This is a genomic window from Ruegeria sp. I1 (assembly GCF_056532675.1).
The window spans coordinates 133,696-154,113 of the sequence record NZ_JBQFNM010000007.1; the positions used below are offsets into that span (position 1 = coordinate 133,696).

23 protein-coding genes and 1 tRNA gene are annotated in these 20,418 nt (G+C 56.7%); 10 read left to right on the plus strand and 14 right to left on the minus strand.

Annotated elements, in window-relative coordinates; genetic code table 11:
• Positions 1-26 precede the first annotated feature (26 nt).
• Positions 27-722 (minus strand): M48 family metallopeptidase, encoded by a 696-nt coding sequence (locus tag ACR0DH_RS14340; protein ID WP_480550063.1) that lies wholly within the window; start codon positions 720-722, stop codon positions 27-29.
• A 100-nt stretch (positions 723-822) separates the two neighbouring features.
• On the opposite strand from ACR0DH_RS14340, the gene ACR0DH_RS14345 reads away from it, so the two are divergent.
• Positions 823-1,149, plus strand: coding sequence for a TIGR02300 family protein (locus ACR0DH_RS14345; RefSeq protein WP_480550061.1), 327 nt, complete (start codon positions 823-825; stop codon positions 1,147-1,149).
• A 141-nt stretch (positions 1,150-1,290) separates the two neighbouring features.
• Positions 1,291-1,366, plus strand: a tRNA-Ala gene (locus ACR0DH_RS14350).
• Positions 1,367-1,651: 285 nt separating this feature from the next.
• On the opposite strand, the gene ACR0DH_RS14355 is transcribed toward ACR0DH_RS14350, so the two are convergent.
• Entirely contained in the window at positions 1,652-3,280 is a 1,629-nt protein-coding gene (locus ACR0DH_RS14355) for an acyl-CoA synthetase (protein WP_480550059.1), read from the minus strand.
• 222 nt (positions 3,281-3,502) lie between these two features.
• On the opposite strand from ACR0DH_RS14355, the gene ACR0DH_RS14360 reads away from it, so the two are divergent.
• Positions 3,503-4,894 (plus strand): aminotransferase family protein, encoded by a 1,392-nt coding sequence (locus ACR0DH_RS14360; RefSeq protein ID WP_480550057.1) that lies wholly within the window; start codon positions 3,503-3,505, stop codon positions 4,892-4,894.
• Positions 4,895-5,007: 113 nt separating this feature from the next.
• Here ACR0DH_RS14360 and ACR0DH_RS14365 read toward each other — a convergent pair whose 3' ends face one another.
• Positions 5,008-5,400 (minus strand): GFA family protein, encoded by a 393-nt coding sequence (locus tag ACR0DH_RS14365; RefSeq protein WP_480550055.1) that lies wholly within the window; start codon positions 5,398-5,400, stop codon positions 5,008-5,010.
• 185 nt (positions 5,401-5,585) lie between these two features.
• Between ACR0DH_RS14365 and ACR0DH_RS14370 the strand changes: the two genes are divergently transcribed.
• On the plus strand, positions 5,586-6,044 hold the full coding sequence (locus ACR0DH_RS14370) for a hypothetical protein (RefSeq protein ID WP_480550053.1): 459 nt from the start codon (positions 5,586-5,588) through the stop codon (positions 6,042-6,044).
• Positions 6,045-6,165: 121 nt separating this feature from the next.
• Here ACR0DH_RS14370 and maiA read toward each other — a convergent pair whose 3' ends face one another.
• Genes maiA through hmgA form a run of 4 tightly spaced genes read right to left on the minus strand, consistent with a single transcriptional unit; the run spans position 6,166 to position 10,110 of the window.
• Positions 6,166-6,801, minus strand: a complete 636-nt coding sequence (gene maiA / locus ACR0DH_RS14375; RefSeq protein WP_480550051.1) for a maleylacetoacetate isomerase — start codon at positions 6,799-6,801, stop codon at positions 6,166-6,168.
• A 43-nt stretch (positions 6,802-6,844) separates the two neighbouring features.
• Positions 6,845-8,101: a fumarylacetoacetase gene (gene fahA, locus ACR0DH_RS14380; RefSeq protein WP_480550049.1), complete on the minus strand. Its 1,257-nt coding sequence runs from the start codon at positions 8,099-8,101 to the stop codon at positions 6,845-6,847.
• Positions 8,102-8,123: 22 nt separating this feature from the next.
• Complete coding sequence (locus tag ACR0DH_RS14385) at positions 8,124-8,747, minus strand: LysE family translocator (protein WP_480544930.1); 624 nt, start codon at positions 8,745-8,747, stop codon at positions 8,124-8,126.
• Positions 8,748-8,754: 7 nt separating this feature from the next.
• Positions 8,755-10,110 (minus strand): homogentisate 1,2-dioxygenase, encoded by a 1,356-nt coding sequence (gene hmgA / locus ACR0DH_RS14390; RefSeq protein WP_480550046.1) that lies wholly within the window; start codon positions 10,108-10,110, stop codon positions 8,755-8,757.
• Positions 10,111-10,166: 56 nt separating this feature from the next.
• Here hmgA and ACR0DH_RS14395 point away from each other — a divergent pair, with 56 nt between their 5' ends.
• From ACR0DH_RS14395 to ACR0DH_RS14410, 4 genes are all read left to right on the plus strand, one after another.
• A complete protein-coding gene (locus ACR0DH_RS14395) occupies positions 10,167-10,619 on the plus strand; it encodes a MarR family winged helix-turn-helix transcriptional regulator (protein ID WP_480550044.1) in 453 nt (150 codons plus the stop codon).
• A 60-nt stretch (positions 10,620-10,679) separates the two neighbouring features.
• On the plus strand, positions 10,680-11,915 hold the full coding sequence (locus tag ACR0DH_RS14400) for an adenylate/guanylate cyclase domain-containing protein (RefSeq protein WP_480550042.1): 1,236 nt from the start codon (positions 10,680-10,682) through the stop codon (positions 11,913-11,915).
• Between the two features lie 146 nt (positions 11,916-12,061).
• Positions 12,062-13,273: a GTP-binding protein gene (locus ACR0DH_RS14405; protein WP_480544934.1), complete on the plus strand. Its 1,212-nt coding sequence runs from the start codon at positions 12,062-12,064 to the stop codon at positions 13,271-13,273.
• The gene (locus ACR0DH_RS14410; protein ID WP_480550040.1) at positions 13,270-13,923 is read left to right on the plus strand and encodes a DUF1826 domain-containing protein; all 654 of its coding nucleotides are present in this window, start codon (positions 13,270-13,272) and stop codon (positions 13,921-13,923) included. Before ACR0DH_RS14405 ends, ACR0DH_RS14410 begins: the two co-directional genes overlap by 4 nt.
• Before the next feature lie 29 nt (positions 13,924-13,952).
• Here the strand turns inward: ACR0DH_RS14410 and ACR0DH_RS14415 are convergent, their stop codons facing one another.
• Positions 13,953-14,762: a division plane positioning ATPase MipZ gene (locus ACR0DH_RS14415; RefSeq protein WP_480550038.1), complete on the minus strand. Its 810-nt coding sequence runs from the start codon at positions 14,760-14,762 to the stop codon at positions 13,953-13,955.
• Positions 14,763-14,980: 218 nt separating this feature from the next.
• On the opposite strand from ACR0DH_RS14415, the gene ACR0DH_RS14420 reads away from it, so the two are divergent.
• Positions 14,981-15,868 carry an AEC family transporter gene (locus ACR0DH_RS14420; RefSeq protein WP_480550037.1) on the plus strand — a complete coding sequence of 296 codons (888 nt, stop codon included), beginning with the start codon at positions 14,981-14,983 and terminating at the stop codon, positions 15,866-15,868.
• A gap of 446 nt (positions 15,869-16,314) precedes the next feature.
• On the opposite strand, the gene rpmE is transcribed toward ACR0DH_RS14420, so the two are convergent.
• Entirely contained in the window at positions 16,315-16,536 is a 222-nt protein-coding gene (gene rpmE, locus ACR0DH_RS14425) for a 50S ribosomal protein L31 (protein ID WP_267366773.1), read from the minus strand.
• 11 nt (positions 16,537-16,547) lie between these two features.
• Positions 16,548-16,931, minus strand: coding sequence for a 50S ribosomal protein L19 (rplS, locus tag ACR0DH_RS14430; RefSeq protein ID WP_170531453.1), 384 nt, complete (start codon positions 16,929-16,931; stop codon positions 16,548-16,550).
• A gap of 373 nt (positions 16,932-17,304) precedes the next feature.
• Here rplS and ACR0DH_RS14435 point away from each other — a divergent pair, with 373 nt between their 5' ends.
• Positions 17,305-18,108, plus strand: coding sequence for a glycoside hydrolase family 25 protein (locus tag ACR0DH_RS14435; protein WP_480550035.1), 804 nt, complete (start codon positions 17,305-17,307; stop codon positions 18,106-18,108).
• A 40-nt stretch (positions 18,109-18,148) separates the two neighbouring features.
• Here ACR0DH_RS14435 and trmD read toward each other — a convergent pair whose 3' ends face one another.
• The 4 genes from trmD to ACR0DH_RS14455 are packed head-to-tail and all read right to left on the minus strand — an operon-like array spanning position 18,149 to position 20,415.
• On the minus strand, positions 18,149-18,958 hold the full coding sequence (gene trmD, locus ACR0DH_RS14440; protein ID WP_480550033.1) for a tRNA (guanosine(37)-N1)-methyltransferase TrmD: 810 nt from the start codon (positions 18,956-18,958) through the stop codon (positions 18,149-18,151).
• The gene (locus tag ACR0DH_RS14445) at positions 18,955-19,770 is read right to left on the minus strand and encodes a hypothetical protein (protein WP_480550032.1); all 816 of its coding nucleotides are present in this window, start codon (positions 19,768-19,770) and stop codon (positions 18,955-18,957) included. The genes trmD and ACR0DH_RS14445 overlap by 4 nt, the downstream gene beginning before the upstream one ends.
• The gene (rimM, locus tag ACR0DH_RS14450) at positions 19,770-20,273 is read right to left on the minus strand and encodes a ribosome maturation factor RimM (protein ID WP_480544941.1); all 504 of its coding nucleotides are present in this window, start codon (positions 20,271-20,273) and stop codon (positions 19,770-19,772) included. Before rimM ends, ACR0DH_RS14445 begins: the two co-directional genes overlap by 1 nt.
• Positions 20,266-20,415 (minus strand): hypothetical protein, encoded by a 150-nt coding sequence (locus tag ACR0DH_RS14455; protein WP_170531444.1) that lies wholly within the window; start codon positions 20,413-20,415, stop codon positions 20,266-20,268. Before ACR0DH_RS14455 ends, rimM begins: the two co-directional genes overlap by 8 nt.
• Positions 20,416-20,418 lie beyond the last annotated feature (3 nt).

Genomic DNA, 20,418 nt, shown 5'->3' on the forward strand with positions numbered 1-20,418 from the left:
TCATGTGATCACAAAAAACCGCAGCGTCAACTCGCATCGGAATCAAAACGGTATAGATGCAGGGTTGCTCCATACTCGCGCAGCCAGCGGCGTGGTGTGTCATAGGGTCCAAAAATGCGGTCGACCTGCGCCCAGAACGCGGGCGAATGGTTCATCTCAACCAGATGCGCCACCTCATGCGCCGCGACATAGTGCAGAACCTCAGGCGGCGAGAGGATTAGCCGCCACGAGAACATCAAACTCCCATCGGAACTGCAGGACCCCCAGCGCGAGCGTGTATCCCGCAGAGTCAGGCTGTTGTAGGAGCGTCCCAGCATGGCGGCATAGTCATCGCAAGCCTCGGTCAACCGATCCCGCGCCAGTTCCTTCAAGAACCGGGCCAAGCGGCGCTCTTCTGACCCGGCTGGAACAGCGACTTCGTTTTCGCTCAACAAAACCCGTCGGCCGGTTGCGTTTACGATTCGACGTTCGCGCCCCTCAACCGGGATGACGCTGCCAACGCGCACTTGTTCGGGATCAGGTTGGCCTTCCAGATGCTGTCGAATCCAGCCCTCTTTGCTGCGCGCGAAACTCAGCGCCTCAGTCTCGGGCACGCCATGCGGATAAGTTAGCGTAACCCGCCCATCCAATTGGGAAATCCGCAGGCTGATCCGCCGCGCCCGCGCCGATTTGCGCAGCGTCAATGGCACAGGCGGCGTACCCGGCAACGCATGTTCCCCCATATCCCATCCTCTTCCGCGCAAAGGCTTTGACAGTGCCCGCCGCCTGTGGCAGGTGAACTGAATCTTTAAGACGACTCACCTGATATCAAGGGGATTTGACATGCCCAAGGAAGAATGGGGCGTAAAGCGCGTTTGCCCGACCACCGGTAAGCGGTTTTATGACCTGAATAAAGACCCGATCGTCAGCCCCTATACGGGCGAGGTCGTGGAGCTTGAAACCGGCAAAAGCCGGATGATCGCCGCCGATGCCGAAGATGCGGCAACGGCCAAAGCGCGCGAGAAAGCCTCCGAAGAAGATCTGGTTCTGGACGATGACGAAGACGTCGATGTGGATCTTGACGACGATCTGCTGGATGATGACGATGACAACAACGACGATGTGTCGTTGGATGACATCAAGGATATGTCTTCCGAAGACGAAAATTGATCTGTGCCCCGAGGCGGCTTGAGGCGGCCTCGGGACATCCCTTGGATCCAGACGGAAAGTTTGGCGCGTATCCATTTTTGGACTTGCACTCGCCGCCCCCGTCTCATAAACGTCCGTCCACTGCCGCGGCAGTACCTAGATGGGGCCTTAGCTCAGTTGGGAGAGCGCTTGCATGGCATGCAAGAGGTCAGGGGTTCGACTCCCCTAGGCTCCACCAAAACCTAGCAATACAACTAGATAGTAAGCATAAGAGCGGTGTGACACACAGGCGTGAAGCAATATGAAGCCATATTGCCTACCTCCCGCTGCTCACCTGCGCTTGAGCCGCCAATTGGGGTTCGTCGCCGGCACGTCTGATCGAGTTATGGTGTGGGCGACTTAGATCGTTATTGGCTGAAAGTGTTGACCCAACCTGACAGCGGGGGTCGCCTTGCCGATCATTGCGATCGCGCCTTGTGAATGGCTGAGGTTTTTCCGTTCGACCTATCGCTCTTTGATTGACCTACTCCAACGCCCGTGCCTGATCACGCAAGACAAATTTTTGGATCTTTCCGGTAGACGTCTTTGGTAAGGCTCCAAACACAACCGTTTTGGGCGCTTTGAAATGGGCCATGTTGTCCCGACAGAACGCTATCAGTTCCGCTTCGGTCGTGCTGACCTCGGGCTTCAGCTCGACGAAGGCACAGGGTGTTTCACCCCACTTTTCGTCCGGGCGCGCAACGACCGCTGCCTCCATTACCGCAGGGTGTTTGTACAAAACGTCCTCCACCTCGACGGATGAGATATTCTCTCCCCCCGAGATGATGATGTCCTTGGATCGGTCTTTCAGCGCGATGTAGCCGTCTGGATGCATCACACCCAGATCGCCTGACGCGAACCACCCGCCGTTGAACGCCGCATCGGTGGCGTCCGCGTTCTTCAGATACCCTTTCATCACCACATTGCCTTGCATGAAGATCTCACCCATGGTTTCGCCATCTGCCGGTACAGGCTCCAGCGTCTCGGGATTGGCTACCATCAGCCCAGATAGCGCTGAATAGGGTACGCCCTGTCGCACCTTCAGCGCCGCGCGATCCTCGGGACTTTGCGCATTCCATTCTTCTTTCCAAGCGCAGACGACCGAAGGACCGTATGTCTCGGTCAGACCGTAAACATGAGTCACCTCGACCCCCATCGCCTCCATTGCTTCGATGACTGCGGCGGGGGGCGGCGCACCTGCTGTCATCACCTTGATCTGATGGTCGAAGTCTTTCAGGTGGTCCGGCGCATGTGCCAGCATATTCAAAACAATCGGCGCCCCGCAAAAATGAGTAACCTTCTCATCCCGGAATGCGGCATAGATCGGTTCTGCCCGAACGGCGCGCAGACAGACTGACACCCCCGCATTCGCCGCCATCGCCCATGGGAAACACCAACCGTTGCAATGAAACATCGGTAGGGTCCACAGATAAACAGAATGGCGCGGCATGTCCCAATCGAGTAGATCAGACTGCGCGTTCAACGCAGCGCCACGGTGGTGATAGACCACACCTTTAGGGTTACCCGTGGTCCCGGATGTGTAGTTCAGCGTAATCGCGTCCCATTCATCGTCAGGCAACTGCCAATCATAGTCCGGGTCACCTTCTGCCAACAGAGCCTCGTAGGTTAGACCCGCCAGTCTTTCGCCGCCGTCAAAGCTGGGGTCTTCGATATCAACAACCAGAATGTCGTGCTCGATTTGTGACAGCGCCTCTTTGACCACCGCTGAAAACTCCGGATCGACCAGCAAAACTTTCGCCTCGGAATGGGTCAGGATGAATGCAATGATCGGAGCATCCAGCCGCGTGTTAATCGCGTTCAGAACCGCCCCGGCCAACGGCACACCAAAATGCGCCTCATAAAGCTCGGGAATATTTGCGGCGATGATAGATACTGTGTCGCCTTTTCCAACACCCCGCGCCGCCAATGCCGAGGCCAACCTGCGGCAGCGGCTGTAGGTTTGCGCCCAGGTATACCGGCGATCTCCATATACGACGGACGGGTAGTCCGGATACACCGCCGCCGTCCTTTGAATGAAACTGAGCGGGGATAGCGGCGTGTAGTTCGCGCGGGTCTTGTCCAGATGACGCTCGTATATGTTGGTTGCTTGCATACGCCAATCCTCCCCATTCGCGTGTTGGCTGACTTGAGCACAAACATGCGCCGCTGACAAACCCGTAGAAATACGCCAAACCTGCGTTCTGGATGTATGCTAACATGTGATCTGGCCCTATATTCCAGCGGTCATTCGCGGTGATCTGAGCCATCTTGAACACATGCTATTGTGGGGCCTAACCCACACCCTAAACACCGCACCTGATTGAAAGGACATGTCATGGACGGAACGTTCAGTGAAAACGATCTTTCCCGCGTGGTTGAAGCTGACCGCGCCCATATCTGGCATCACCTGATCCAGCATAAACCCTTTGAAACCAATGATCCCCGCATCATTGTCGAAGGCAAGGGCATGCGTGTCTGGGACCAGAAAGGCAAAGAGCATCTGGATGCGGTCTCCGGTGGCGTCTGGACCGTGAATGTCGGCTATGGCCGCGAATCGATCTGCAAGGCCGTCTATGACCAGCTGATGAAGCTGTGTTACTTCGCCAATTCGGCGGGCTCGATTCCCGGCGCGCTGTTTGCGGAAAAACTGATTGAAAAGATGCCGGGCATGAGCCGGGTATATTACACCAACTCAGGCTCTGAGGCGAACGAGAAAGCCTTTAAGATGATCCGTCAAATTGCGCATAAGCGCTATGGCGGCAAGAAAACCAAAATTCTGTATCGTGACCGCGACTATCATGGCTCGACTTTGGCCGCGATGTCGGCTGGCGGGCAGGATGAGCGCAACGCGCAATACGGACCGTTCGCACCCGATTTCATCCGCGTGCCGCACTGCATGGAGTACCGCAAGCACGAGTTGGACGGCGCGCCCGAAGAGAATTTCGGTGAATGGGCAGCGGATCAGATTGAAGAGGTGATCCTGCGCGAAGGCCCCGACACCGTCGGTGCACTGTGCCTTGAGCCAGTCACCGCCGGGGGTGGCGTGATCGAAGCGCCTGAAGGTTACTGGCAGCGCGTACAAGAGATCTGCAAGAAATACGACGTGTTGCTGCATATTGATGAGGTCGTTTGCGGCGTTGGTCGGACTGGCACTTGGTTTGGCTACCAGCAATACGGCGTGAAGCCTGATTTTGTGACCATGGCTAAGGGTGTTGCTTCGGGCTATGCAGCCATTGCTTGCCTCGTAACCACCGAAGAAGTCTTTGATATGTTCAAGGACGATGCGGCTGACCCGATGAACTATTTCCGTGACATCTCAACCTTCGGGGGCTGCACGGCTGGTCCGGCGGCTGCAATCGAGAACATGCGGATTATCGAGGATGAGAACCTGCTGGGCAATTGTGCGGCCATGGGTGACCGGATGACAGGCAACCTTCAGGCGCTGATGGAGAAGCACAAGGTCATCGGCGACGTCCGTGGTAAAGGCCTGTTCCTGGGTGCCGAGTTGGTCGCAGACCGTGGTAGCAAAGAGCCGGTGGACGAAAAACTCGCACAGGCCGTGGTTGCCGATTGCATGGCGCAGGGCGTGATCATCGGCGTTACCAACCGTTCGGTTCCCGGTCGGAACAACACGCTGTGCTTCTCACCCGCGCTGATCGCCACAGCGGATGATATCGACCAGATCACCGATGCGGTCGATGGCGCATTGGGGCGTGTGTTCGGCTGATATCCCGCCACAGTCGCCTACAGTAAACACTTAGAAACCGGCGCTTCCAGCGCCGGTTTTTTTGTTCACATTTGTTTCAAATATAACCCTCAAACGACAGTGCGAAAGCTCCGCTAGTCGGCTTTTATGTTGACATTCCACCACTTTGGACGCGCCCCACGATAGGAGTGTGTGGTAGGGATCAAATCCTTCCGACCAGGGCTGTCGAAACATCCTGTCAATAGCGAAATTGTCGGCGCATCGTCGATCGCACCCAAACTGCTTCCGCACTTTGGGCAGAAAGCGCGACTGGAATGGTCAGAGGACCGATAGGCGGTGGGTGCGCCTCCGGGTCCAGTCCAAGCTACTGAGTCCCTGGCAAACTCGACCCATACGGCTGTTAGTGCACCGGTGTGCTGCTGACACATCCTGCAGGAACACGTGTGTGGGTTGAGTGCCGGCCCAAGGGCTTCAAACCGGATGTTCCCGCACAGGCATCCACCGGTGTAAACAACAGCTTTCGGCATCGAACAAATCCCTTAGCCAGAACCACAACGTGAAGCAGTTTCATCTGAATCTAAGACGGTTGGCAGCGGTGCGATAGCCCAATTGGCAAGATCAAGCAAAACACGCGATGCGCTTAGAAAGCTTGCCAAACGTCTGCACTACGATAGCGTGGGAGCATTCAACCCAGCAATCGGAACCGTTTTCTATGATACAATTTTTTGCTCGTGGCCTCGCCCTTTCCATCGCTTTGATGTTCGCAGCCCCTGTCTCTGCCGACGATGACAGCGGCTTCCCTCAGATCGTTGGTACTTGGCACGGCACCTATCTGGTGGCTTTTGCCAAATCGAACCCGAACCACGACAAAGGTCTGCTGCGCACAGAGATGGAGCTGGAGATCACCAAGCTGGACGGCAACCTGATCACCGCCACCAACCGCTGGCGACGTATCGGTGAGACCGAGTGGATTGTCGAAGAAGCCATGGGCACCTTCAGTCTGGATGATCCTACCCGATTTGTGTTGGCTGAGGCCGGTATATCGGGGGATGATGTGTCATCCGGAATCTTCAATGGCGTCTACGTAGATGATGTAATCATGGTCACCTATGCAGGTCCGGGGACCGGCGTTGCCTTCGCGGCGCAGTTGGTGAAGAAGGACCAAAAGTAACCCAAGAACAGCTGGCCACACAGGTCTTAAGTCCGGGCCTCTCGATCAGTAGATTGCGATAGCCGTCACAGCGACTTCTGACAGGCATACTTGTAGCTCTACACAGGTCCTGTGTGCGAGATTATGGCTGATGCCGGTCCGGGTGCGCGTCTGCAAAGGCCGGGTGGTTTGCGCAGGCGGCCTCGACGCTCAGAAGGCAGGGCATATCAGCCAGATCAACCTGATACCGGCGTGCGTTGTATAGCTGTGGGATCAGGCACAGATCAGCAAGGCCCGGCTGTTTGCCGGTGCAGTAGGGGGTTTGTTCGAAATTGCCGAGCAGGGTTTCAAACGCCAACAGCCCCGGACGGATAAAGCGCTTCATCCAATTCCCGGGCATCCCTTCGGCATTACCGCTCAGATGCGTCGCATATCGGGCCACTGACAGATTGCAAACCGGGTGTATGTCAATCGCAATCGACTGCGTCAATGCCTGCGCTTTGGCGCGTGCCGCTGGTTCGGTGGGCAGAAGGCCAAGATGTCGGGTCTGATCCAGATAGTCGATGATGGCCAATGACTGGGTCAGTTGCAGGCCGTCAATCTCAAGCACGGGCACCAGCCCCTGCGGATTTCGACCCAGATGCTGGTCAGATTTGTGCGCCGCCTTCGTCAGGTCGACCGAGACCGAGCGATACGCAATCCCGGCTAGATTAAGCGCAATCCGTACCCGATAGCTGGCCGACGAACGCCAGTAGTCATAAAGGATGGTCTCGGTCATTTTGCACCTCAGATAGGCGAGTTTAAAAAATGGGTTCAGCGCCTCATCTTTTGTAAGGATCTTCAAGCGCAGGAAGGATCGTTCCCGTACAGGTGCCAAACCCGATCACATAGCCGTCGCCCTTGGCATGTCCCTTCAAGGTTAGCGTGTCGCCATCCTGAATAAAGCTGCGGGTCTCACCACTATCCAACTTCAGAGGCTCTTTGCCGCCCCAGCTGAGTTCCAGCAACGACCCCCGGTTTTGCGTTTCAGGGCCAGAGATCGTACCAGACCCCAGCAGGTCCCCGGTGTTCATCGGGCAGCCCGACGTGGTGTGATGGGCCAGCTGTTGCGCGGCGGAATAATACATCTCGTTATAGTTGGTCCGGGCGATCACCGTCTCCGGCTGTCCCGTAGGGGCCATCGTAACTTCGAGGTCGATATCATAGAGCATTGGGCCGCAATCCTTCAGATGATCCAACAACTCGAACTCTCGGGCAGGGGTGTCGCACCGAAACGGCTCCAGCGCGGCTTTGGTGACGATCCAGGGGCTGATCGAAGTGGCGGTGGCCTTTGCCTGGAAGGGCCCCAATGGCTGGTACTCCCACGCCTGGATATCTCGGGCTGACCAATCGTTCAGCAGGACATAGCCAAAGATGTTGTCATCTGCTTCCTGTACCGAGATCGGACCCTCGGATGGGGTTCCTACAATGGCACCCATCTCAAGCTCGATATCGAACCTTTGTGAAGGCGCAAAACGGGGCAGGGCATCGTTGGGTCCCTTCAACTGGCCCCAAGGGCGGCGGATATCCGTACCAGACACCACGACGGATGAGGCGCGCCCGTTATAGCCAATCGGGATGTGCAGCCAGTTGGGCGGCAACGCATTTTCCGGCCCGCGGAACATGGTGCCCACATTCGTGGCATGGTGTCGACCTGCGTAGAAGTCAGTGTATTCACTGACTGCCAAAGGCATGTGCATCTGCACGTCGTCTTGCGACACCAGCAGAGGTTCGACCTTGTCCTGCTCCCCTGCGCCTACTGACAGCAGCTCGGTCAGTCTGTTGCGCAATGCGGCCCATACGGCAGGCCCTTGTTCCATCAGAGGGTTCCAGAAGGGCAGGTCAAACAGCGGGTCCTCGCCAAGCACGACCAGCCCAGTTTCTTCGGCTGCCGTTACATCGAGGATCATGTCACCGATGGCCACGCCGCAACGCAGATCATCTTCCGCAACCGAGAAGACACCATATGGCAGGTTGTTCAGCGGAAAGGGGTGGGCCGGGTCATTGGCCGAAGTTACCCAGGATTTCATCAAAGGCATCTGTGATCCTTGTCTCTAAAGTCTATTGCGCGTCACGTAGGGATTTCAGCCCTAGCAAAAGGGCGGCAAGTATCATGAAACCGCCGCCAGCCCGATCCAACCATAACCGGGCCGTGCCCCTTAGTCGTGCGGCCAGCCAGCTGGCGCTACCGCCATATGCGGTCAGAAAAAGCCCGTCTATGACCAGATAAGTGGCAGATAGGATGGCAAATTGGGGCCAGAATGGCAGCGCACCGTCGATAAACAAGGGAAACAAAGCCGCGAAGAATACCACAGCTTTGGGGTTGGCAGCCGACGTGACAAACCCTTGCATCCATAGCGCCTTGCGGCTGGTGCGTGGCGCGGCTTGTGTGGTTTCGCGTTTTGCCCCCAAGATCATCTTGGCCCCGAGGAATACCAAATAGGCCACACCCAGCCATTTGATGACAGCTAGAGCCGCCCCCGAGGTCGCAATGATGGCGGCCAAACCAAGCCCAGCGGCCAGCATTTGCAGCAAATTGGCCGTTAGGTCCCCCGCCGCCGTGAAAAGCCCGCGCCCCAAGCCATTTGTTGCCGAGTTAGACAGCATCAACAATTGGCTGGGCCCCGGAGTGCTCATCAGCAGCAGGACCGTGGCGGCATAAGTGATCCAAACATCAAAGCTCATCTCAGACTCACTTTTTGCCAGGGGTGCCGTCGAATTTCTTTTCCAGCGAAGTCCAGCAATCGATGTAATCGTCCTGCAAAGGCGCTTCATTGGCTGCAAACTCGGTCAGGTGCTGCGGGAAGCGTGTTTCGAACATGAATGACATCGTCCGGTCCAGCTTGTCGGGCCCAAGATTGGCGTTCGAGGCATTTTCGAACGCCTCGCGATCTGGCCCATGCGGGATCATCATGTTGTGCAGGCTCATCCCGCCGGGGACAAAGCCCTGTGGCTTCGCATCATACTGGCCGTAGATGTTGCCCATCAGCTCGGACATGATGTTCTTGTGATACCAAGGCGGGCGGAACGTATCCTCTGCCACCATCCAGCGTTCGCGGAACAGGACAAAGTCGATATTGGCCGTGCCGGGTTGGCCTGACGGTGCCGTCAGGACGGTAAAGATCGACGGGTCCGGGTGGTCGAACAGGATGGCCCCAACCGGGCAGTAGGTGCGCAGATCATATTTGTACGGCGCATAGTTGCCGTGCCATGCAACCACATCCAGCGGGCTGTGACCGATCTTGGTCACGTGGAATTGTCCGCACCATTTGATGGTTACGGTCGAGGGCACTTCGCGGTCTTCAAACGCCGCAACCGGGGCCTTGAAGTCGCGTGGGTTGGCCATGCAGTTTGCCCCGATTGGGCCACGGCCTGGCAGTTCGAATTTCTGTCCGTAGTTCTCGCACACAAACCCACGTGCCGGCCCTTCCAGCACTTCGACGCGATACAGCAGCCCGCGCGGCAGAATGGCGATTTCCTTAGGCTCCAGATCGATGATGCCAAGCTCGGTGGTGAACCGCAGCCGGCCTTCCTGGGGCACGACCAACAGCTCGGAATCGGCTGAGAAAAAGTAGTCATCAACCATCGATTCGGTAACCAGATAGATATGGCTGGCCATTCCGACCTGCGTATTCACGTCCCCGGCCGTGGTCATGGTGCGCATGCCGGTCAACCAGGTCAGACCAGCGTCGGAATGTGGAACCGGATCCCAACGGTACTGGCCTAAAGAGATCACATCCGGATCGATATAGGGGGCGGATTTCCAATAAAACAGATCGATCTTCTTATACCGGTGCGAGTGTTTGACCGAGGGGCGAATGCGATAACACCAGGTTCGTTCAGGCGGGTTTGCGGTGAAGGCGGTGCCGCTCAGCTGCTCACCATACAGGCCATAGTTGCAGCGTTGGGGGCTGTTCATGCCCTGGGGCAGGGCACCTGGCAGCGCCTCGGTTTCAAAATCATTGCCAAAGCCGGGCATATAGCCGGAATGGGTTCCAACGGGCGTGCTAGCCTGCGTCAGACTGTGCGGTTCTACCGGACGATTCATTGGGGTTCCTCCGTTTGCTGCTTGTCGGATAATAGTTGTTTTTGTAACTAACAAGCATGAGAAACGATAAATTCCCCGATACCGACGGTTTTGACCTTCAGAACTTTTTGCCATTCCTGCTTAATCAGGCGGCAGAATCCGCCTCGATCGACTTTCAGAAAGTCTACAAGGACCGCTATGGGATGCTGCGCACCGAATGGCGTGTTTTGTTTCATCTGGGGCTCTTTGGCAGCATGACGGCCAAACAGATCGGACATCGGGCAAAGACGCACAAGACCAAGATCAGCCGCGCTGTGCATCAGCTGGAAAATCGCCGTTTTTTGAAACGCACGCGGGATGATCAAGACCGGCGCGTCGAATGGTTGGCACTGACACCGATGGGTGGTTCGGCTTATCGCGAGTTGCGGGACATTGCCGTGCAATATGACGCGAAACTGGCGGGTCAGTTTGATGTAGACGAGATTGCGATCCTGCGAAAAATGCTAAGACGGCTGGCCGGTTTCGAATAGCCTCTGGTAGAACGGTGCATCCGTACCCATTTGTTGCAAAGAATTTACATGGACGCTCAAATGATCCCTTCTGACCGCCTTCCGCCTGCATTTTTCGACCTGATTGATTGGTTGGTCCGGAAAGGACTGGAAGGTGCCGGGCAGGAAGAACTGTTGGAGGGTTTCTGTTCCACTTTGGTGGATCAGGGTATCCCTTTGATGCGGTTCCATGCGGCACAGTCGACCCTGCACCCCGCCTATGGCGGCTTTGGCTACAGTTGGTACCGGGCCAGTGGCGGAACATCTGAGAAATTCGAGAACACGGACACACCAAGCGAGCAATGGTTGCGCAGCCCCCTGTATGCTTTGCTGAACGAAGATTTGGACGATATTCGTGTCAAACTGGTGGATCAAAATGAACCAAGCCGATTTCCGCTGCTGAATGAGCTGCGAGAGGAAGGTGCGACGGATTATTACGCGACCGGCATCCCTTTTGATCTGTCCGAACAGGTGCGCCACACCGGGCCCGAAAAGGTCAGCGACGGGGTGCTGATGTCTTGGACCAGCGATGCGCCAACGGGTTTTGAAGATGGTGACCTAGCGCGGATCAACGCGGTTTTGCCGCATCTTGGGTTGGCGCTGAAATCTGCAAAGAACCAGGTGATGTCAAAGGATCTGATGCGGGTTTATCTGGGGCGCGATGCCGGCGATCGGGTATTGTCCGGCGAAATACGACGCGGGTCTTTGCAGCAGATTGATGCGGTGATCTGGACCTTCGACCTGGAAGGGTTCACCAATATGTCCGAAGATCTGCCCGGAGATCAGATCATCGAAATGCTGAATGACTATTTGGCGGTCGCAGTTAGTGTGGTCCACGATTGCGGTGGAAACATCCTTAAGTTTATGGGCGACGGACTGATGGCCATGTTCGATGTCGGTGAAATTGACGCAGATGCCCGTGCTGCGCTGTCGGCAATACCCCTACTGCAAAGGCGGATGCAGGAGCTCAATAAGCGGCGTAAGGCCGAGGGGCTACCGGTATCAAACTACACGCTGGCCCTGCATTCTGGCGAGATTCTGTATGGCAATATCGGATCGGAAACCCGATTGGACTTTACAGTGATTGGCCCGGCGGTAAATCAGGCCGCACGGATTGCGGGGATGCACAAATCTCTGGGTCAGAGAATCCTTGTATCGGACGACGTCGCACGCGCGGCCGATCCGTGCGAGCCCGAACTGATCTCGGTTGGGCGATACATGCTGCGTGGCGTGAATGAGCCGAAAGAGCTGTTTACCGTCTACAGCCCGAACAGCTGATACAGGCCTTGGGGGCGAAACCGGAAAAAGACCCCTTGCCAATACAAATGTAATTACATAACAAAAATATCTATGCTCGGTGCACCCCGGATCGGTTCGGTTTGACGCACCAAATAACCCAGACGTAACAGAACAGGTAGCATGCTATGACCGATACCCGGCTTCCCGTAACAGTTCTTTCAGGTTTTCTCGGCGCCGGTAAAACCACGCTATTGAACCGTGTTCTGAACAATCGCGATGGCCGCCGGGTGGCGGTGATCGTCAATGACATGTCCGAAGTGAACATCGACGCCGATCTGGTGCGTGCCGACACCGAACTGTCGCGCACAGATGAGACATTGGTCGAAATGTCGAACGGTTGCATTTGCTGCACGCTGCGTGACGACCTGTTGGACGAGGTTCGCCGTTTGGCCGGTGAAGGCCGGTTTGACTATCTGTTGATCGAGTCGACCGGAATTTCCGAACCTTTGCCTGTCGCCGCTACATTCGATTTCCGCGATGAATTTGGGCAAAGCCTGTCCGATGTATCGCGGCTGGACACTATGGTCACAGTGGTCGACGCGGTGAACCTGCTCCAGGACTATTCCAGCCATGATTTCCTGAGCGATCGTGGCGAGACGATGGGCGAAGAGGATGAGCGTACTCTGGTACATTTGCTGACCGACCAGATCGAGTTTGCTGATGTGGTAATCCTAAACAAGGTTGACGATGCAGGGCCCGAGCGTGTGGATGCGGCGCGCAAGATCATTCGCAGCCTAAATGCAGATGCAAAAATTATCGAAACGAACCATTCCGATGTCGCGGCTGATGCCATTCTCGATACCGGGATGTTCGATTTTGAGAAGGCTCATGAGCATCCAATGTGGGCCAAAGAACTCTATGGGTTTGCGGATCACGTGCCGGAAACCGAAGAATATGGCGTAACCAGCTTTGTCTATCGTGCTCGGCAGCCCTTTGTGCCCGAGAAAGTCCTTGAGGTGCTGAACGGGGACTTGCCCGGCGTGATCCGTGCCAAAGGGCATTTCTGGATCGCCACGCGCCCGGATTGGGTGGCCGAGTTCTCGCTAGCGGGCGCATTGTCCTCGGTTCAGCCGCTGGGCACCTGGTGGGCAACGGTTCCCGAAGATCGCCGCCCGGATCACGAAAGCGCTCGGGCCTATATGCAGGCCCATTGGCAAGAGCCATGGGGTGATCGCCGGCAAGAGATTGTGTTTATCGGCAGCGGTATCGACTGGCCGACGCTCAAAGCGCGGCTGGATGCGGCTTTGCTGCCAGCCATGGCTGCGGCCCGTGTCGAAGACCTGCCGGATCTGCCCGATCCCTTCCCGCTGTGGCGACGGGCCGAGGCTGCGGCATGAGCTTTGTCCGGGAGGTTGTGAAGGATGCCGCTATAGGTGTTGGCGTCGCCTCGAACCCTGAAGATCTGAGCGCGATTCATCACCCAGGCTGTGCTGCTGCGATCTGGCGCAGAGCTCCCTTGACCCGCTTTCAGGGCTGGCTGGACGCGCTTGAACCGGAAGAACTGCCCAAGGCACGTATGATCCTTCGGCCGGACGCGGTACGCGATGCGCTGGGCAAGATTTGTCAAACCTCGGGCACCCCGGAATGTGTCGAGCGAGACCGGCTGATCGACGATGTTGCCGCGTTGTCCGCAGTGTTTTCCGATGTGATGCAGGCAACATGGGTGCGGTTGCGCCTGGACGTTGTCGCAACAAATGCCTGTCGACGGTTCCACATTGATGCTGTCACAGCCCGGCTTGTTTGCACATACCGTGGGACGGGAACGCAATATGGCATCTCCTCCAATGGAGAAGATCCAAGGCGGGTGTTCACTGTCCCGACCGGATCGCCAATCCTGCTGCGCGGAACCCGTTGGCCGGAGACCCCGAGATCAGGCCTCCTGCATCGATCACCACCCATTGAAGGCACGGGCGAAACCCGGTTGCTGCTGGTTCTTGATCCAATTGTTGATCCGGCGGAAGAAGTTGACCCGGTTCTGTATCACTGAAAGGCTGCTCGTGTTTGGGCGTCGAGCGATCAGAAATCGATTTCCACGCCCGGCAGGTTCAGCTCACGCATCATGTCGCGCAGCTCTTGCCGGGCGGCGATGTTTGAGATGTTCAGCTGTTTAACCCCGATGTCCTTAAGGTCCAGCAAGGTCAGCCCGCGAGGGAACAATTCGCGGAAAATCACACGTTCCGAGAAACCCGAGGCAACGCGGAAGCCGATGCGCTGCGACAGCATCTCAATCGCGCGTTGCATCTTTTCCTTGTTGACCATGCGCTGGGTCCCAACCCTGTTGCGTACGACCACCCAGTCGATGGGTTTCAGCCCGGCCTGCGCCCGCAGCTGACGCGCGTTCCAGACCATCTCGGAATAAACCGAAGGTCCGAGAATCTTCTCACCCTTTGAATCAATCCGTGCGAGCAAGTCAAAGTCGATAAAGCTGTCATTCAGCGGCGTGATCAGTGTATCTGCCAACGAATGCGCCACTTGACTGAGCCGTGTATGCGATCCCGGGCAGTCGATCAGAATGAAGTCACTGTCGCTTTCCAACTCCGCCACGGCGGCGGACAGGCGGTGGTCATAGATATTCTCGCCCGGTTTCAGCGTGCTGGCGTCAATTTCGGGCAGATCATGGTGCAGCGGGCTGGGCAGTGTCAGCGCGGCCCCCTTCAGAAAGTTGCTGCGGTTCTCGAAATAGCGGCCAAGGCTGCGCTGACGCAGGTCCAAATCCAAGGTGCTGACCTTGTTGCCCAGACGGGCCAGTGCCGTTGCTACATGCATCGAGACGGTCGATTTCCCGGCGCCGCCCTTTTCATTCCCGACTACAATGATATGTGCCATGCTTGTATTCCCAAGTCCCGCCGTGCTTGTCTACACGTTGTTAGAACCCACTATATGTTGTGTCTGAAGGGATGAAAAGAACCTCTGACCGTGGTTTGTGGCGATATCTGATACAATTTTGGAAAACTCAACACCCTTCGCGGGTTAACGCGGGGTGCTTGCTAAACTGGTGCGGCTGATTCACTGTCCAATCAAAGGCCGGGCACGGAGTTTTGGGTTTGGAGCATCTGTTTCTGAACGTTTTCAACGTCGTTTTGCCGGTGCTGATCTGCGCAGGCATCGGGTACGGATTGGCGCTGACCAAAGCGCCGTTCGATAACAAGGTGATTGGGGGGATCGTCTCGAAAGTCGGCTATCCAACACTGATCATATCTCACCTGGCGGCCACCAATCTGGATGTGAGTACGTTTCTGGACATGATGAGTGCTGCGGCTTTGGCCGTGGCTGGATTTGGCGTTTTGGGATTTGCCGCACTTAAGATGCTGCGTCTGCCGGTGCGCGCTTTTTTGACGCCATTGATGCATGGCAATGTAGGCAATATCGGCCTGCCGATCACACTACTGGCGTTGGGGGATGCGGGTATGGCTTATACGATGGCGTTTGTCGTTGTGGTGTTGATCAGTATCTTCACGGTGGGCATGTGGATCCCCGCCGGAGAATTCTCACCCAAAAAGTTAGCGACTTCACCGATCATCTATGCGGTGGCGGCATCGCTGATCCTGATGAGTACAGGCACAAGCTTGCCGCAGCCTATTGCCAAGTCGTTCGATATCTTGGGTGGTTTGTCTATCCCGTTGATGCTCCTGACGCTGGGCCACACGCTTGCTACATTGAAGATATCTAGCCTTGGGCGCGCTGTTTTGTTGACCGGGCTGCATCTTGTCATGGCCGTGGGGATCGCCAGCGCGCTGATCTGGTTCTTTGGCTTCACCGGTACAGAACGGGGCGCGCTGATCCTTTGCTGCCTGATGCCATCTTCGGTTGCGACTTATCTGTTCATTGACCAGCAGGTGCCGGAATATGGGCCCGATGTAGCCGGGTTCATTCTCGTGTCGACACTCACGACCATCCTTGTGCTGCCGGTAGCACTTTCCATTTGGGTATGAGCCTATGGAGCGATTGATCTTGTGCTGTGAATTCTGTCCGCAAAACTGAAAACAACTTTGTTTCTAGACCATTGTCGGTGGCGCGGGCTGCCTGCTGTCCCAGTTCTCGATCAGCAAGGACAGTGGGAAATCTGGTGTGAACGGGCCCCAAAGGGGCATACCTTCCACTAAGTTCTCCTCCCGTGGAGAAACGTCGGTGTCGTGATCCATTGGACCTGCAACAGCAGCGTGGGACAATAGAGCCGCAGTTGCTGCGACGGCGAGCAATTTGGTTGGCGATAGCATTGCAACCTCCTGGGGAACGCTTTGGTGCCCTTTAGATGTTCATGCGATCTGCCTTCCTTATGGGCAGTAGATTACGATTTCCTAATTCAAACACACAGCGGACGGACCAAAGAAAAAGGCCGCCCCAAGGGACGGCCTCTCGCATTCGAACCGGATCAGACTTAGAAGCCCAGACCTTCGTATTTCTTTTTGAATTTCGACACGCGGCCGCCAGCGTCCAACAGGCGCGACGAGCCACCGGTCCATGCCGGGTGTACGGAGGGGTCGATTTCCAGAGCCAGCTGGTCGCCTTCGCTGCCCCAGGTGGATTTCATCTGAACAACGGTGCCATCGGTCATTTTGACGTCGATGACGTGATAATCGGGATGGATGTCTTTTTTCATCTTTCCGTTCCTTACGCTTCGGCGCCAGCTTTGGGCTTGTAGTTGGTGACTTCTGCGATACGTGCGGATTTACCGCGACGGGTGCGCAGGTAGTACAGTTTGGCGCGACGGACGCGGCCGCGGCGGACAACGGTGATGCTGTCAATGTTGGTCGAATGCAGGGGGAACACACGCTCCACGCCTTCGCCAAACGAGATTTTGCGAACGGTGAACGAACCGGCGATCCCTTCGCCGCCCTTGCGCGCGATGCAGACGCCTTCGTAGTTCTGCACACGGGTGCGCGACCCTTCGGTCACCTTATAGCCGACACGGATGGTGTCACCGGCTTTGAAATCGGGGATGTCTTTCCCCAGGGCGGCAATCTGTTCCGCCTCTAGCTGTGCGATCAGGTCCATCGCATTTACTCCTATCTGCTCGTGGTTGGTCCACGAAGTTTGGGCACGGGCTGAGAGCTCTTGGTCTTCACCGGGTCCTGCGAACAGCCCGCCAGAGGTCAGATCGAATGTTCCTTTTGCCTGGTCCGTTCCTGTCGCGCCTTGGCTGAAGAAAGCCGGGCGTTACGTCAGACAACAAACCAAAACACCGGAGTCGCGTCTCGCGGCACCGGATTGCGCTGCTTTAGGGGGTTTGAGGGCAGGGATCAAGCCTAAATTGCAGGCGTCGCCGGTAAGAATTCGCCGCTTTGAAACTGCGCCGTTGCCTTGGCGGGTGGTTCAGGCATTCTGGGGCCAATTCAACGAGCAGATATTTCAGAAACAGGACAATGTCATGCGGTTTTCCGTTTTGCTGGCACTTGTGGGCCTTACCGTGATCTCATGCGGGCGACAGGGGCCGCCGCCACAGGTTGTCGAGCAGGTTCCAGGCGTGGATCGAACGGCCCCTTCGGTGATCTATCCGGACTTCGGTGACGCCGACCCGCATGATTGGGAGGGGCGGCATCCCGGGCTTTATCCTGTGCATGGGTTGGATGTGTCCCGCTGGCAGGGGCCGATTGATTGGCGCCAGGCCAAAGCCTCAGGGATCAGCTTTGCCTTCCTTAAGGCGACCGAAGGCGGTGACGTAGCAGATCCGCTGTTTCAGGATCATAGCCGGGGCGCGCAGGCAGCAGATGTGCCGTGGGGGGCCTATCACTACTATTATTTCTGCCGATCTGCGCGGGAACAGGCGCGTTGGTTTATCCAGAATGTGCCCAAAGGTGCAGACCTGCCGCACGTGCTGGATTTGGAATGGACGCCACATTCAAGAACTTGCACCTTACGCCCCGATGGCCGCACTGTCCGGGCCGAGGCGCAGCGCTTTCTGGACATCCTTGAACGCCACTATGGCCGCAGGCCCATCGTCTATACCACCGTGGATTTTTACGAAGACACTCAGATCGGACGCCTGCCCAAGACTGATTTCTGGCTAAGGTCGGTCGCAGGGCACCCGAGCAAGGTTTATCCGCGGGCGGTTTGGCGGTTCTGGCAGTATACCGGCACCGGATTGGTTCCGGGGGTCCAGGGTAAAGTGGATATCAACGTCTTTCACGGTACACCGGAGACCTGGACCTATTGGAAGAGAGGGGCACTCTGAGCAGCATCGGAGGGCCAACCCTGAGGTGAACATCGAAAGGCTAGTCGAATCCCTCATCCGAGGATCCGCTGTACTCTTCCCAGATATCCGGACGGCGTTCGCGGGTGATCTGTTCAGCCATCTTATGTCGCCATTCGGCGATGCGGCCGTGGTGGCCGGACATCAGAACCTCTGGTATTGGATGACCCTTCCATTCGGCGGGGCGGGTGTATTGCGGGTGCTCCAGAAGACCCGAGGAAAAGCTCTCTTCTTCGGTCGACGCCTGATTGCCCAGTACACCGGGGATCAATCGAACCGTAGCGTCGATCAAGGCCTGTGCCGCAATCTCTCCCCCGGTCATCACGAAATCGCCGAGCGAGACCTCTTGCACACCATAATGTTCAAGCACGCGTTCATCGACACCTTCGAACCGACCGCATAGTAGGGTCATGCCATCGCAACGCGCCAGATTTTGCATCATCTTCTGATCCATCCGACGGCCACGCGGGCTAAGGTAAATCAGCGGCCAGTTGCCTTGAACACCCGCCATCGAGTGCTCGATGGCGTCGCCCAACACATCTGCACGCAGGACCATACCCGCGCCCCCACCTGCGGGTGTGTCATCCACGTTTCGATGCTTGCCGATACCGAACTGTCGCAAGTCCACAGTTTCCAGCTGCCATAAGCCGTCCTGTAGTGCTTTGCCTGTTAGGCTTTCACCCAAGAGACCGGGAAATGCGGCCGGGAACAAGGTTATGATCTTGGCCTTCCACACCCCATGCAAATCCGGTGTGGGCGTCATCAACTCACGTGGTTTCAAGGTGGGGCGGATGGCTTTGCGTCCGTGGGATTTGCTTGGTTTATCGGTCATGTCTGATCCGCCAACGCGCGCCGGGCGCTTTTGATAAGAGCTTTCTTACGCGCAACCAGCGCTGTGTCCTCCAACGAGGAGCGATTGAGTGCCAGCAATTCGGTCAGTGCATCCTGCGGCAGACTGGTGTTGGACTTTGACGGCGGTACAAGCTTGGATGCTTTGTCTTGCGGCAGCCCCAAAAACTCTGCGAAGGGGGTGCCGGGGCCAAAGCGGGTTTCTTGCAAATGCTCCAGCCATCTTGTCTGCACATGCACTTCGGGAAGTCTTTCCTGGATTCTGTCGGCGACAGTCGGCAAATCTGGAAGGTGATCCAGCGCCGCGCAAAATGCATCGAAATCCTCAACCAGGCGTCGGCGCTGCAGATCATGAGCCCAAAGGCTGCGCAGCCATTCAGAGCGTTCGCGCAGCGACAGATAGATGGTGATGTCGACCCCGTCCCTGATCAGTTGGCGGCGAATGGTGCCCACCAATGTCGATGCAAGCTCGGGCATGGCGGCGTAGCCTTCGGCGCGATTTCTGCTTGGCCGCAGGCCGCCAAAGTTCTCCTCGCTGAGGATCAGACCCCGGCGCGTTCCGAAATCGATCTGCCCCAAAAACATGTTCATCTTGCTGCCGAATGTGGCCAGCGTGTCGTCCAGCCGATAGACCGAATGGCGCGTCGCTGCGTTTGCCAGACCCGATTTCCGCGTTTTGTAGGGCAAGACCAGTGAATAATGCGGCCAAATCAGCTCGCGATTTTCATAGAGAAAGGATTGCGCCGCAGTGGTGCCGGTTTTGTGCAGCCCAAGATGCAGCAAAACGCGCCGCATCAGATCAGCCCTTCGGGCGGGTCTGCAACGATGCGGCCCTTGTCCAAATCGACTGTCGGCACCGCCTCAAGCGTGAAGGGCAGCAGGACAGTTGATTTCAGCCCTGGCCCATGCAGTTCCAATAGGTCGGCTGCACCATGGTTCTGAACGGATTTCACCTGTCCCAGCAGGGTGCCGCCGGTGTCAAAAACCTCAAGCCCGATCAGGTCGGCGTGGTAAAACTCGTCATCGGGCAAAGATGGCAATTGATCGCGGCGCGCAAACAGGCGCAGGCCCTTCAAATCGTCTGCCTCTTCCTTAGTTTCCACTCCGCCCAATCGTGCGGCGAACCCGTTCTTGATTGTGCGGGTCAGAACCAAAGGATAGCGTTCTTTGCCAGCTTCGTCGGTCAGTGGAGAATAGCTCTCGATATCCGATGGTTCAGCGCAATAGCTTTTTAGCCGCACTTCGCCGCGCACCCCGTAAGAGCCCGCTATGGTGCCGACACAGATCAGATCACTCATTTGCACCACCCGAAGTTACGCATATGCCGCTTTTCCACTCTCCCAGACCCTCGCAGGCCTCGCGTTGATTGCTGCGTTCAAAGAACACACCGACAATAAAGGCGATCACCAGCAGGATGGGAAGGCGTAACAATCCAAACATCAG

What these genes read in the sequence shown, in the direction of transcription:
- ACR0DH_RS14345 (WP_480550061.1), top strand. Translation starts at nt 823, where the DNA reads ATGCCCAAGGAAGAATGGGGCGTAAAGCGCGTTTGCCCGACCACCGGT.
- ACR0DH_RS14385 (WP_480544930.1), bottom strand. Translation starts at nt 8,747, where the DNA reads ATGAGCTTTGATGTTTGGATCACTTATGCCGCCACGGTCCTGCTGCTG.
- ACR0DH_RS14410 (WP_480550040.1), top strand. Translation starts at nt 13,270, where the DNA reads ATGAGCTTTGTCCGGGAGGTTGTGAAGGATGCCGCTATAGGTGTTGGC.
- rpmE (WP_267366773.1), bottom strand. Translation starts at nt 16,536, where the DNA reads ATGAAAAAAGACATCCATCCCGATTATCACGTCATCGACGTCAAAATG.
- ACR0DH_RS14340 (WP_480550063.1), bottom strand. Translation starts at nt 722, where the DNA reads ATGGGGGAACATGCGTTGCCGGGTACGCCGCCTGTGCCATTGACGCTG.
- ACR0DH_RS14445 (WP_480550032.1), bottom strand. Translation starts at nt 19,770, where the DNA reads ATGCGGCGCGTTTTGCTGCATCTTGGGCTGCACAAAACCGGCACCACT.
- ACR0DH_RS14360 (WP_480550057.1), top strand. Translation starts at nt 3,503, where the DNA reads ATGGACGGAACGTTCAGTGAAAACGATCTTTCCCGCGTGGTTGAAGCT.
- fahA (WP_480550049.1), bottom strand. Translation starts at nt 8,101, where the DNA reads ATGCCTTTGATGAAATCCTGGGTAACTTCGGCCAATGACCCGGCCCAC.
- hmgA (WP_480550046.1), bottom strand. Translation starts at nt 10,110, where the DNA reads ATGAATCGTCCGGTAGAACCGCACAGTCTGACGCAGGCTAGCACGCCC.
- ACR0DH_RS14370 (WP_480550053.1), top strand. Translation starts at nt 5,586, where the DNA reads ATGATACAATTTTTTGCTCGTGGCCTCGCCCTTTCCATCGCTTTGATG.
- ACR0DH_RS14415 (WP_480550038.1), bottom strand. Translation starts at nt 14,762, where the DNA reads ATGGCACATATCATTGTAGTCGGGAATGAAAAGGGCGGCGCCGGGAAA.
- rimM (WP_480544941.1), bottom strand. Translation starts at nt 20,273, where the DNA reads ATGAGTGATCTGATCTGTGTCGGCACCATAGCGGGCTCTTACGGGGTG.
- rplS (WP_170531453.1), bottom strand. Translation starts at nt 16,931, where the DNA reads ATGGACCTGATCGCACAGCTAGAGGCGGAACAGATTGCCGCCCTGGGG.
- ACR0DH_RS14455 (WP_170531444.1), bottom strand. Translation starts at nt 20,415, where the DNA reads ATGTTTGGATTGTTACGCCTTCCCATCCTGCTGGTGATCGCCTTTATT.
- ACR0DH_RS14405 (WP_480544934.1), top strand. Translation starts at nt 12,062, where the DNA reads ATGACCGATACCCGGCTTCCCGTAACAGTTCTTTCAGGTTTTCTCGGC.
- ACR0DH_RS14400 (WP_480550042.1), top strand. Translation starts at nt 10,680, where the DNA reads ATGATCCCTTCTGACCGCCTTCCGCCTGCATTTTTCGACCTGATTGAT.
- maiA (WP_480550051.1), bottom strand. Translation starts at nt 6,801, where the DNA reads ATGACCGAGACCATCCTTTATGACTACTGGCGTTCGTCGGCCAGCTAT.
- ACR0DH_RS14355 (WP_480550059.1), bottom strand. Translation starts at nt 3,280, where the DNA reads ATGCAAGCAACCAACATATACGAGCGTCATCTGGACAAGACCCGCGCG.
- trmD (WP_480550033.1), bottom strand. Translation starts at nt 18,958, where the DNA reads ATGACCGATAAACCAAGCAAATCCCACGGACGCAAAGCCATCCGCCCC.
- ACR0DH_RS14395 (WP_480550044.1), top strand. Translation starts at nt 10,167, where the DNA reads ATGAGAAACGATAAATTCCCCGATACCGACGGTTTTGACCTTCAGAAC.
- ACR0DH_RS14365 (WP_480550055.1), bottom strand. Translation starts at nt 5,400, where the DNA reads ATGCCGAAAGCTGTTGTTTACACCGGTGGATGCCTGTGCGGGAACATC.
- ACR0DH_RS14435 (WP_480550035.1), top strand. Translation starts at nt 17,305, where the DNA reads ATGCGGTTTTCCGTTTTGCTGGCACTTGTGGGCCTTACCGTGATCTCA.